The organism is Kocuria coralli, from assembly GCF_008831305.1.
GTDB classification, from domain to species: Bacteria; Actinomycetota; Actinomycetes; order Actinomycetales; family Micrococcaceae; genus Kocuria; species Kocuria coralli.
This window is the reverse complement of the sequence record NZ_ML708620.1, coordinates 127,030-138,450: the sequence shown is the minus strand read 5'-3', so window position 1 is coordinate 138,450 and position 11,421 is coordinate 127,030. Positions and strand designations below refer to the sequence as shown.

Genomic DNA, 11,421 nt, shown 5'->3' with positions numbered 1-11,421 from the left:
CCGCCAGTGCCGAGACCGCGATGTCGTGGCAGCGCAGCTGCGTCACCGCCCAAGCAATCGCGCGGGTGGTGAGCTTGGCCCGCGGTGCCGCCAGCTCGTGGACCTCACTGAAGGTCGTCACCTCGCACGCCGTCTCATGGCAGCGGTAGCGGCGTTTGCGCCAGACCACCCGCACGGGCACCCCGGCGCAAGGCAGGTCGTGCAGCAGCACCGCCACCCGGCCATGGCCAACGGCGAGCACCCCGCAAGCCGGACAGCCCACCAGTGACGGCACGGTCTCGACCACCAGGGTGAACGAGGAGCGGTACCGCTCGATCGTGAGCACGTGGACATCGGGCAGGTCGAAGAGCGCGCACGCCGGCGCGCACATAGCATGGGACACGTCGAGGCCTTCGAGGACGGTTGGATTCAGCACCCCCATCCTGGAGGCCTCGACCCCTACCCGACCCCCGTGACACGCACCCCGCTTGGGCCCTTACCCACACTCATTTGGGAAGGGCCCGATAACCCACGCCCACGAGACCCCCGCTGAGGACTCATCAACGGTCTCCCCGGCCACTGTGGCTGCACTGCATGATCACCAGCCGCATCTGCCGGTCTCACGACGGTATCTGCCCGGTGCTCGCACAGCACTGGATCGGGCCGGGATCACCACCTCCACCGTCCGGTTATCTGTAGCTCAGTGCTTCTGGTGCCTACACAAAGTCATTGTTGTGGTGTGATGACGACGGTGCCAGTGTCACCAACGTGGAAGGTAAGAGACTGAATCCATGAGCGATCCTGACTATGACCAGTTAGCGATAGACGCGGAGAACGGACTCTTCTCGCCCATGACCGGTGGCCGGACGTTGTATGGGGAGGCTGCTCGTCAGGCGGGCCGCGAAATGGTTCGTCGAGCTTTGAACGATGAGCCGCCAACTGACGACGACAGCCATGGTGCTGATCAGATCTGATCGGGAGCTATCGGCGGGAGACGTACCACGGCGAGCCACTCTTCCCGAGGCGCGGTCAAGGTGATGGGTTGCGCCAACTTGATTCTGCCCCGCGTCTCGTGCATATGGCGTTCCTTATTGGATGAGGCTGATGGGCCGAGTAACCGTGAGTATCAGGCCCGCTGAGGGCGGAACAGCCCGAGCCACTGACTGCTCCGCGGACCGTGGCTAATCGCTCATGTTGCGGAACGCCTACAACCCAGTTCTGGATGCCTTCACACTGAACGAGACGCTATCATTGCGCACGATCCACCTCTGGATTGGGCGGAGGAAATTGTTTCTTGTGTTTCTTATAGAAAGGTTCAAGCGCCTTGTTCGCCAGAACACAATGATAAACCTGGTCATTACTCCAGTAGATTCTGTTCAGTCGTTCCCATTGGCCCTCAGTTAGACTTGCAAGGGTCGCGACCCGCTTAGAGATCGCCCCTGAACTCATGTAGTCCGTCGTTTCATATAGGGCAGTGAACAGGCCCTGGACCATTACTTCCCCAAGGTCATCTATCCCGATAAGCCATTGGTTGATGGCGTCAGCAATTTCGCGTGCATTACTACTGGAGCAAGAGGGCCACTGGTTTGACCCCATGAACCCTTTGGGATCAGCCCCAATGCGCACAGCGTATATGGGCACTCCTCGCCCGAAAGCCCAGCCGACTTCTTGGTGACACCAAGCGCTCTCATTTACCTCTGAGTGTGTTAACAGAACGAAGGCATCCATCGTGCGCAGGGCTTGCTCGATTTGAGTTTGCCACGGTTCATTGAACGCCATTGTATCGTGCGCAACGAACCCATGTACTCCGACAACAGCCAGCTCGTCAGCGATTTCTCCCACGAATTCTTTATGCTGGGCTGAATGAGAGAGGAATAGACGAACCTTTCCTGGGTGCCAATTGCCAGGGTCGGACTCAACGGCGTTCGCCCGGACGTCATCTATACTCTTGTCAAGGACGAGGGCAGAGAGTTCAATGAGGTCCGGATCCGTCAGTGGAACAAGGGCTTCTTCTAAGGAGTCACCACTACGCCAGCCAAGTTCAATACGTTCGAGTCCAAACTCGGCGAGAAGTATGTTGATCTGTGGGTCCGCCCATCGGTCATCGTTTCGAATAACTTCGCAGACTTGACTCTTGAGACGGAAGCGTTCGGTGCGAGAGAGCGACATGGTCCTATTGTATATGCCTGGATACGAGGTTCAGGTCAGTGGGCTGACCCCGTTTTTTAGGTCCGGTGGTTCTGGGAGTCGTCCTGTCGCCCGTGGTTGCGGGCAGGGAGACTGGTCAGATCATGTCGAACATCAGGAAGCGTCACACCCCGGAGCAGGTCGTCCGCAAGCTCGGGCAGGCCGACAGGATGCTCGCCGACGGCAGCGACATCGCCGCGGTGTGTCGGGAGCTTGGGATATCCGAGCAGACGTATTACCGGTGGCGTAACCAGTACGGCGGACTGAAGGCCGACGACGCGAAGCGTCTCAAGGAGCTGGAGAAGCAGAACGCCACGCTCAAGCGATTGCTGGCCGAAGCGGAGCTGGAGAAGGCCGCGCTCAAGGAGCTGGCCGAGGGAAACTTCTAGGCCCGGGCAGGCGCCGCGCCGCCGTCTCGCACCTGATCAGGACACTGCAGGTGAGCGAGCGGATGGCGTGCCGTCTGGCCGGGCTGAGCAGGTCCGCGTACCGTCGCCCGCTCAAGGGCGACACGGTCGCCGACCCTGATCGCGCGTTGCGAGACTGGCTGCGCGCGTGGGCGAAGAAGCATCCCCGCTACGGGTACCGGCGGGCGTATCACGACGCCCGGGGTGAGGGCTGGGCGGTGAACCACAAGAAGATCCAACGCCTCTGGCGAGCCGAAGGCCTCCGCGTCCCGCAGCGGCGACGCCGCAAGCGTGTCGGATCCTCGACCGTCGACGCCCCGGCGGCGGTCGCACCGAACCTCGTATGGGCGGTGGACTTCCAGTTCGACGTCGACGAGCGGGGCTGCCCGATCAAGATCTGCTCCATCGTCGACGAGCACACCCGCGAATGCATCGGCGGGCTCGTGGAGCGGTCGATCACCGCCGACCGGCTCACCGCCCACCTCGAAGAGCTCGTCGCCGTCCGCGGAGCACCGGGTGTGCTCCGCAGCGACAACGAGCCCGAGTTCATCAGCGACGCGATGGCCGACTGGGCGGGTACCCGCACCGGCCTGTTCTACATTCCGCCCGGCTCGCCCTGGCACAACGGATACGTCGAATCGTTCAACAGCCGCCTCCGCGACGAGTGCCTCAACATCAACAGCTTCTACTCACTGCTGCACGCCCAGGTCGTGATCGGCGACTGGAAGACCGAGTACAACCATCAGCGTCGGCACTCATCGCTCGGCTACCTACCCCCGGCCCAGTACGCTCGGCAGTGCACCCATCAAATCGAAACCGACGACTCACAGAGCGACCGGACCGAATGAAGGGGGCGGCCCACGTCAACCCAGGGTTGACTATCTACCCTGACGCTGTTTCAGGAAATCGCCTAGTCAGGAAACGTCCGATGATCACCCACACACTCGCAACCGCCGCGTCAGTTAACTACCCCGTGGACAACTCCTGGGGCTTTTGGCTCTGGGCCGGAGCCCTCGGTCTCCTAGTCGTCCTGGCCGTCGCCTGGTGGTCGATCCTCGCGTTCACCGATTCGAATTCAGGCACGGCAGCCCTGTTCATTGTTGTTTTCTTACTGTCGTTCTGGATCCAGGCCGCCATCGTGTACGCGCACCTGCCCCACCGGTGGCTCGGATGGATCATAGTCATTGGACTGGCTGTCCTTGCCTATCCGATAACCCGGCGCATCGATCCGCACCGCCCTTTGATGACGTATGCGGCTATCGTCCTCACACTGCTCGCCATACCTCTCGCCCCGGTCGTCCTCGCCATGGGACCAGTTCTCGACCAGATCAACAGCTTCCGGGATTTTGTGACCTCGCTGCTCTCGGGTGCCTGATGGGTCTCAGCGTGTGGCTCCAGGCCCGCCGTAGGTTTCGGGGAGGTACTGGGTGTCCCGACGTGCCCACCCTTCTTGTTGCGCCGAGTTCGACTGCACTGCGGCGAGATCTCCCAGCCCGCTTTCGCGCAGCACCCACGCCCCAGTGCCCTGCCGCACGACGGCTGCTGAGGAGTCTCCGATCATGGCCATCGTTACTCGACCCGGCGGTAGCCGGTCCGCGGTGAGATGCGCCAGGCCCTCAACGACTTCGGTTTCCATCACCACACCGCGGCGGCCATCAGGGGCCACCAGGATGTCCCCGGCCACGACGTCGCGCACCGGGATTGGGTGAGCCCCACCAGGTACTCCGCGGGTGGGCTCAGCTGGTAACGGGCGGCGGATCTCCACCGGACGCAGCGCCTGGAATGTAGCCGCCACCAACCCGTCACCGTCGCTAAGCGCAGCGCGCACCTGGTTCTGGCCTCGGGCCAGGTCCACAACCTCCGAGATCCTTCCACCCAGGCCCTGAACCCGGTCACCGGAACGCAGGTGCTCACCCAGGACCTGGGTTGCAGGTCCCAGGGCGCCGTCCGGACGCTCCTGGAAACTGACCGCTCGCACAGCAGCTTGGCTGTCCAGCACACGCACATCCACCAGCCCCGGTTCTGCCTCCTCCCGGATCACTGTTGCGCGGATCCCTTCCAGGTGAACGGCCAGCACTCTTTTGGCGTTCGGTTCGTGATCCCACAGCCACGCAAGATCGCCTTCACGCAGCTGCCCGACCGTGATCCGTTCCGTGGAGCGGTCTTGGCGGGTGTCCATCGCATGCACCGTGGCCACCCCGAATCCTCGCCCATCCATGGAGGCGTCACGGGCCTCATGTGCTGGAACCGTGGAGTGCAGTTGCACCACCTCGGGTACCACCGCCGGTCGGTTCCCGTGCACGGTGACCATTGAGGTGGGCGAGACCCACAAGGTCACCGGACGCCGGTACTCGGCATCATGCGGTTGCGTGGCGTGCTGCCCGGCGACGTCCAGGTCCAGATCCACGAACCCGGGGCCGGTGCGTTGCACCAGGCCCCGCAGCTCTCCGGCCGGCAGCGGGTCGCCGTGACCCATCGGGGCCCACTGCCCATCTGCCGGCAGGCTGATGTGCTGCCCGGCCATCACCAAACCTGCCGGCACGGCCCTGTCTGTCTCGCCCAGCACGGTCACAGACACGTTGTGGATCTCTCGCGACGATTCCATGAACCGTTGCCCGGCTCGCAACCCCCCGATCGGCCCGCCCGCTTCGCCCAGTTCCCAGCGTCCGGGGTGATCCACCGACGGAACGAACCCGGCCTTCAAGGCAGCTGCTTCCACCGCTTCACGGTTGGGGACGTCCAACAGCAACACGTCACCGGCGCGCAGGTCCCGCACCCTCATTTGCACGTCATCGACCTGGTGCGTGGACCCACTCATCACCACGGGCGCATCCGTGCCCAGGCTGGAGGGATCCAGGGCCATGGAGCGCAGATCAGGCCACACCTCACCGTGGCCTGGTGGCCACGCAATAATCTCCAGGTCCTCGACGTCTTTGACCGAGACCTCCATCGGCCCATCCCCGGTGCCCACAACCAGTTGCGGGTGCCCGTCCACGGCGCCAGCGGTGACCTCGCTCACCAGCCCCACAGACCCCACGTCAGGGCCCTTCACTGCAACCCAGGACCCCACGACAAGGGCGCCGTCGTCGGTGGTCATCTTCGGATCCTGTCCTGCCGCCCGTGCCTGTTCGGTCAGGCTCAGCGCGGTCCACCGGCGGCCGCGGACCTCAACTATGTCCTCACTCAGGGTCAACGCATCGCGGCGCCCGTCACCGCGCATCACCTCCACCGGCCCATCCACCCTGGGATCGATCACCATGACTGGGCGCCCGTTCTCATCGATGACAACGTCGCCGGCACGCACGTGGTTTCGCGGCACGTGCAACACCCCGGCCCACACGGTGTGCGTGGCCACGGCGTGGTGGTAGGCCGCTGCCAGTTCTTCTGTGGTGGCCATCCGTCCCGGCGTCCAGGACGCCTCGGCCGGCCACACCGTGCCCTCTGCGCTGCCGACTCCACGCGGGCGCAAGGTCACAGGATCCCGCCAGCCGCTGCCACCCCGGTGCCCGATCGGGTTGCTGATGGCATCCGAGGCCCACACATCCCCTGCTTGACCAATCTCCGGCAGGTCCTCCAGGAGCACATCGCCCTCGATGCGGTCTTCTCTACGGAATGTTCGTCTCATCAGTTCTCTCCCCGATCGGGTCCGGGTGTTGGCATGGCAAAGAGCCCTCGACCGGTGTCGAAGGCTCTTTGCCCTGTGACGTGTGGTGTCATCTGGGTCGGGTCACCGACCCGCCCCGTGCATCCCTCCGCTGCCAGGCTGCGCTGCCGTCCAGGTCGTGTAGTCCTGCTGCACCGGTGCCTCCTGTTGGGGTTGCTGCTGTCTGTCAGCTGGTGCCCCGCTCATCTGCTGGGATGCCGGGGCCTGGTGAAAAGACTGTTCAGCCCGCGGCCCACGGCTTTGCGCCTGAGCATCCGGGGAAACCTGGGCCACAGCCCACTTCAGCGACGGGGACACCTCATCGGCCCAGATCCGGTTCTCCAAACCGGGTTGCCCCTGGCTGGTCACGTAGGCCTGGGCACTCATCGTCCCGGCCACAGTCACCCGTTGTCCCTTTTGCAGCGATTCCCGGATGTTCTCTGCCATCCTGGGGTCCTCAACGGCCACCGCGAAGTAGTTGGGAGCGCCGTTGCGCCACTGGTTGGATTCCCGGTCAAACACCCGGGTATTTTCCGCCAGGTCGAACACAGTCAGCATCCGATCCCCTGCCTCGATCTCCTTGGGGTCATCGACCAGGTTCCCGGTCACGTGAAAGTCCTTCACCCGCACAGCCATGATTGTCCTCCTTCACCCGTTCAGCCCGCCCAGTGCCAGCTGATAACCACCCATCGCATCGGCCACCCTCGGATGTCGGTGACACACGCACCACCCCGCCCCATGAGCACCCCCAACGCACACGGATGCCCCTCACACCATCCGGTGTGAGGGGCATCCGTAGCGCCACCGGGACTACCGGGCCGCCGTCGCTGTAGCCGGTGCCCGCGCGCCGGTATGCGCTGCGGTCACTTCAGCGGCGCTCGGGGCTGCTGAGGCCGCGGCCGCCTGGGACGGGGCTGGGGAGCCGAACACCTCCGCGGCGCTGCGCTGGGGAGCTTCACGCTCGGCCGTCGGGTCGGTGTCCCACGGAGCCCGCGTCACGGGCCCACCAACCGCCGGCGCCGGCGTCTGCGGCTTTTCTTGCGTCGCCGTCGGCTCCTCTGGCTGCTGTGGGACCGGGGCCGGTTGGTTCTCCTCCCGTGCTGGACCGACATCGGGGTTCTCGGCAGCCGGCTGCTGTGCTGCAGGTGCCTCGGTCACTGGCTCCAGGGTTTCGGTCGCTGCCTGATCCTCGTCTGCGCTGGCCCCGGTGAACCGGGAAACGAACTCCGATGCCCGATCGGCCATCGCCTGCAGTCGGGATCGGGTGGTGAACTCCAGGTACCCCTCCGGTGTTTCACGCACGCTCAAATCCGGGCGGTGTTCGCGGATCAAGGCCTGGGCATCCTGCAGGTTCAACGGCTGCAGTTCCTCCGGTGTCCCCACCCCCGCCGGGCGGGTGACCACGAAGAACTGCCCTTCCAGTTCTTTGAGCACCGGAGCCTTCTGCCCGGGCTCTTCTGTCAGGCCGACGTCGCCGCGCCCCGAACGGTCGCTGAGGTCGATCTGCCGGGCGTCCTGATTGCTCAGCCACCCGACCTCTTGACCATCTTTGTCCGCGACCTGGGAGCGGGTGGCCCACTCCTCTCGGTCCTTAGGAGGCTTCGAGTCCATGTACTGCGACAACCGTTTCGTGTTTCGGATCGCGACGTCCGCCGTGACCTTCGCAAGCTCCAAGGCCTCCAACAGGGCCTCCCAGCCGCCCTCGATGATCTCGGTCTCATCCATGATGTTCCTCCTGACGTGCCTGACTCGGTCCCTGTGTCATCGCCGGTACCACTGCCCGGTGTCGATGACACACATCACTGCTTCGCTGCGTGACCGCGTGTGTGAGATTGCCGGGAGGTCTCGACCCTGTGCCAGGAGATCCCATCGGCGCTGTATTCCCACCAGGTCTCTTGGATCCGCTGCCCCGCTGTCGCCTCCCCGGCCAGCAAGACCGCCCCGTCGGTCTCATCGCGTCCCAGGATCCGCGGGGCTGAAACTGTGACCATCGTCGTAGCCGCCACCGCCGCCGGATGCAGACCCTCGGAGGTCACCACCAGGCCCTCGTCATCGACCACTGCCATCCGCCAGGACACGTCCTGGCCATCGGCCACCGGCAACACCGGCTGGACGTCGGTGACCGTGGCCAGGTGCTTGGCCCAGTCAGCCTCATCCACCAGCAATGCCCCGGGGGCATGAGTCTGCGAGTAAGCCTCGTCCGGGATGTGTTTCTTGTTGGCCACGCATTCCTGGGCTTTGCCCTCCAGGCGGGTGCGCATCATCGAGAGGTGGAAATGCCAGGCCGTCATCGGGTTCATCGACGCTGTGGTCGCTTCCCAGGCCTGGTGCTCGGCCGCGGCGGCCGCCCACAGTTCTTCCACGATCTCGGTATGCCGGTACCAGCACCGCGGGATCTCCTTCTCCGGGATCTTGTGGGCGAACACCAGCCAGTCCACCCAGCCCCGCAGGAACACCCAGGCCGTCGGAGCATCCTCGGCTTTCACGTCCCGCCACCGGGTCGCCAGCAACGCTTCCGGGCCCTCAGTTTGGGCAGCCAGCCCTGCAACAGCCGGGTCTTCGTACGGCGGTGGCGCCGTCTCCTCATCGTCCGGGGGTGGTTCCGTGCCCCACAAGGATCCGGCATCCACGCCCAACACGTCCTCGCCGGGCTCCGGGCCGGGGCCCTCGACCATGTCACTCATGGGGTGTCTCCTCCCGTCTGGGTCCCTGCACTGTTGGTGCTCCCGCCGTGTGGTGGGAGCACCAACGCTTGGTGGAGGACAGTGATGATGTCTGTGAGTGCTTGTTCCTCGGTGATGTGCTGCTCCCTGACCCGCCGGCGGATGGACTCCATGTGCGCAGGGCACACGGCCACGACTTCTCCTGACCACTGAATTCGCACCAGGTGCGCACCTTCCCGTCCGGGTTCACAACACACCACGCATCGACCCGCTGAGATCGGGGTTCTGCTGCCCTCATGACTCACACTCATCTCCCATCGTCGTTGCTTCATCCGACCTGCGTCGCCGCAGGCCTATCACCACCACCGCCGTCGCGTGACGACGGTCCCAGCCTCTGAAATCGCGGCCGCGGACATCGAACTCACGATGGATCATCTCGTGGTCCTCGCGGCACAACGGCATCAGATCTTCGTGCGCTTCACCGGCTACCCAGGCACCCTCACCGTCCTGGGTCACGCCCTCGTAGCTGGTGTGGTGTAAGTCCAAAGACTTGAGCTCATAGTCAGCCCCACAGACCTGGCACACCGCGACCTGCCCGGCCGCGGCCACCGTCTCGAACCACACCCGGCGGCGTTCCCACCACGCCGGGGAGCTCAGATATTCCCCCCGGTACCTTGCCGCCCGGGCTCCGGTCTTTCTCCGTAATGACATGACGACTCACGCCGCCGTCAGCTGTGGCTCGGGCAGATGATCAGGCCCATCGACCAAGGCTTGCGCCAGTCGTTCGTCAAAGCGTGCGATAGCGGCTTTGATTTCGGGCGCCTCCGGGCGGTCCACCCATTTCGCCATGGTCACCACAATCGGCCGTGACGTCCTAGTCAGCACCAACCCCGTGCCCACCGGGAGCCGGCGCAGCTCCGCGACCGTGATCACGTCTTTCTCCCGCTGGGTTTGGCTGCGGCTGGTCCCGGAATCCGCCCACGTCGTGTTCGTCTCCTTGAGCACTCGTTGACCTATCAAGGTCACCAGCGCCTGCAGCTCGTCAGAGTTACCGGAACCTCCCAGTTGGAACTTGACCGTGGCAGCGTCCAGGATCTGCTGGGCCAGGTGATCACCCCAGGCAGCGCGCGCCATTGCCGGGGACTGCAGTACGACCAGGGTGAAGATCCCTACACCACCGCCATCAGCCATGACTACCGGTAGTTCTTTCCATGGCGCCAAGTTCGCGATCTCGTCCAGGATCAAGGACAGCCCCGGGGACAACCGGTTCCCCGGGGATCGGATGGCAAGCTCACGGGCCACGGCGGTGATCTCATCCATCAGCGCCATCAGCATCGGGGCGGCCGCCCCGCCACCGGTTTTCGTGCCCACCAAGAACAGAGTGCCCTTCTGCTCAATGAAGGTCTTGGGGTCCAGGCCCTCCCCGGGTGCCGGGTTCAACACGGCAGCCACTTCTGGCAGCATCAACGGTGACAGGGCTTCTGAGACGCCCATCCATTTCGAGGGCAGCATCCTGGGGTCACTGTTGAGCTCATCATCCAACGCCTCAGCCCATCCCGGGGCTGAATCGGGGTGGGAGCGCAGCACCTTCACGGCTGCAGCGGCCAGACCCGGGGTGGATCCCCATCGACCCAACGTTGGGGTGTCCACCTGGGCCAGGGCCGCAGCGTGCAGCAGCCCCGTGAGGATCCGGGTGGCCACACCGGCCCATTCCTGGTTCGAGGTGGATTCCCCCATCGCCGAGGCCCCGACAATGGTTTGGGCCCGCCGGGAGGCCACCATCACTGACTCACAGCCCTGATGCGGCGCCCATTTCAGCGTCGTTGGCAGTTTCGTCAGCCCCTGCGGATCAAACAATGCCACCGGCCCGATCTTGGCCCGCGCTTCCCACACGGCCCGCACGTTATCCCCACGGGTCGATGTCGTGACCACCGCACCTGGGGCATCCAACAATGCGTTGATCACGATGTAGAAGCCTTTGCCGGAGCGCGGTGGCCCAATCAACACCACGGAATCCTCCGAAGACACCCACATCGGGTACCCGCACGAGAGCCCGAAACACATTCCAATATCGGCCGGGCGTGGGTTCTTTAAGGTGGGTCGGATAGCACTGGCCTTGGCCATCAACGCTTTTTCCCCGGCCTTGATCTTCACCTCGCGGCCCTTGGCCACGCCATTACGCCGGGCAAGATCCCGCAGCAGGTACGCATCGGATTCTTTCCAGTTGCGCCACAGCACCACGCCCCAAACCGCCAGGCCCGCGACCACTACCAACCCGACGACCAGCGGTGCAATCACCGCCCACGTGGCAGGCGCGCACTGTCCATCGGCCGTCACGAACGCCGTCCCACCGTCGCGCACGAAACCGACTGCCAGTTCCACCGGGTGAGTCCGGACCGAGGGCGCACCACACATCACACTGGTGATTCCCCGCCCCACCCAACTGAGCATCATCGCTGCAGCGCCCACCGTCACCAGCACGCCGACGAGTGCGTACAACAGGACGTCGTTGCCCCTGGATTGCATCGCCCATAACCCCCTT

The 11,421-nt window shown here is 64.5% G+C and carries 11 protein-coding genes; 4 read left to right on the top strand and 7 right to left on the bottom strand.

What is annotated here, in order from left to right; genetic code table 11:
- A partial coding sequence (locus FCK90_RS10595) for a transposase family protein (protein WP_181954286.1) occupies positions 1-415 on the bottom strand: 415 nt, incomplete at its 3' end.
- Between the two features lie 355 nt (positions 416-770).
- Between FCK90_RS10595 and FCK90_RS10590 the strand changes: the two genes are divergently transcribed.
- Positions 771-953 carry a hypothetical protein gene (locus FCK90_RS10590; RefSeq protein WP_158034261.1) on the top strand — a complete coding sequence of 61 codons (183 nt, stop codon included), beginning with the start codon at positions 771-773 and terminating at the stop codon, positions 951-953.
- Positions 954-1,227: 274 nt separating this feature from the next.
- Here the strand turns inward: FCK90_RS10590 and FCK90_RS10585 are convergent, their stop codons facing one another.
- The gene (locus tag FCK90_RS10585; protein ID WP_158034260.1) at positions 1,228-2,148 is read right to left on the bottom strand and encodes a toll/interleukin-1 receptor domain-containing protein; all 921 of its coding nucleotides are present in this window, start codon (positions 2,146-2,148) and stop codon (positions 1,228-1,230) included.
- A gap of 122 nt (positions 2,149-2,270) precedes the next feature.
- Between FCK90_RS10585 and FCK90_RS10580 the strand changes: the two genes are divergently transcribed.
- Together FCK90_RS10580 and FCK90_RS10575 are read left to right on the top strand one after the other, a co-directional pair.
- Positions 2,271-3,421 (top strand): IS3-like element ISPfr10 family transposase gene (locus FCK90_RS10580; RefSeq protein WP_158034259.1). Its coding sequence is split into 2 segments (ribosomal slippage): positions 2,271-2,541 and positions 2,541-3,421, totalling 1,152 coding nucleotides; the frame shifts between segments, so codons are not numbered across the junction.
- A gap of 80 nt (positions 3,422-3,501) precedes the next feature.
- Positions 3,502-3,948, top strand: a complete 447-nt coding sequence (locus FCK90_RS10575; RefSeq protein ID WP_158034258.1) for a hypothetical protein — start codon at positions 3,502-3,504, stop codon at positions 3,946-3,948.
- 6 nt (positions 3,949-3,954) lie between these two features.
- Here FCK90_RS10575 and FCK90_RS10570 read toward each other — a convergent pair whose 3' ends face one another.
- The 4 genes from FCK90_RS10570 to FCK90_RS10555 form a co-directional block, all read right to left on the bottom strand.
- Positions 3,955-6,198: a hypothetical protein gene (locus tag FCK90_RS10570; RefSeq protein ID WP_158034257.1), complete on the bottom strand. Its 2,244-nt coding sequence runs from the start codon at positions 6,196-6,198 to the stop codon at positions 3,955-3,957.
- 102 nt (positions 6,199-6,300) lie between these two features.
- Complete coding sequence (locus tag FCK90_RS10565; RefSeq protein WP_158034256.1) at positions 6,301-6,852, bottom strand: single-stranded DNA-binding protein; 552 nt, start codon at positions 6,850-6,852, stop codon at positions 6,301-6,303.
- Positions 6,853-7,026: 174 nt separating this feature from the next.
- On the bottom strand, positions 7,027-7,941 hold the full coding sequence (locus FCK90_RS10560) for a hypothetical protein (RefSeq protein ID WP_158034255.1): 915 nt from the start codon (positions 7,939-7,941) through the stop codon (positions 7,027-7,029).
- A 74-nt stretch (positions 7,942-8,015) separates the two neighbouring features.
- On the bottom strand, positions 8,016-8,900 hold the full coding sequence (locus tag FCK90_RS10555; protein WP_158034254.1) for a hypothetical protein: 885 nt from the start codon (positions 8,898-8,900) through the stop codon (positions 8,016-8,018).
- A gap of 354 nt (positions 8,901-9,254) precedes the next feature.
- On the opposite strand from FCK90_RS10555, the gene FCK90_RS15405 reads away from it, so the two are divergent.
- The gene (locus FCK90_RS15405) at positions 9,255-9,419 is read left to right on the top strand and encodes a hypothetical protein (RefSeq protein ID WP_181954285.1); all 165 of its coding nucleotides are present in this window, start codon (positions 9,255-9,257) and stop codon (positions 9,417-9,419) included.
- Positions 9,420-9,596: 177 nt separating this feature from the next.
- Here the strand turns inward: FCK90_RS15405 and FCK90_RS10545 are convergent, their stop codons facing one another.
- Positions 9,597-11,405: a type IV secretory system conjugative DNA transfer family protein gene (locus FCK90_RS10545; RefSeq protein ID WP_158034253.1), complete on the bottom strand. Its 1,809-nt coding sequence runs from the start codon at positions 11,403-11,405 to the stop codon at positions 9,597-9,599.
- Between the last annotated feature and the right edge of the window lie 16 nt (positions 11,406-11,421).